Genomic DNA, 247 nt, shown 5'->3' with positions numbered 1-247 from the left:
ACCAAGGAACTAAAGGAAAAGATTCTCCACTATCATAATCAAAAGTTTTCTCCTGAAATGATGATCAAGGCTAAAGGGGTTAACGTGGGCATTTCTACCATCTACTACTGGATCCATCATGGAAAATTGGGGTTAACCAAACAGAATCTGCTTTATCCTAGAAAAGGAAAATCTGTTAAGAAATAAGCTAGCACCAATTTTAAACCCGCTGGTCAATCTATCGAACAGAGGACTGAAGCTATTAATC

General features: G+C 37.7%; 1 pseudogene. It reads left to right on the top strand.

Features of this window, described 5'->3' with window-relative positions:
• A pseudogene (locus ADF68_RS00570) lies at positions 1–247 on the top strand (IS30 family transposase); the annotation flags it as partial.

The organism is Streptococcus pseudopneumoniae (assembly GCF_001068775.1).
GTDB lineage: Bacteria > Bacillota > Bacilli > Lactobacillales > Streptococcaceae > Streptococcus > Streptococcus pseudopneumoniae_N.
Note: the sequence above shows the minus strand (reverse complement) of the source record. Positions and strands in the feature narration are given on the sequence as shown.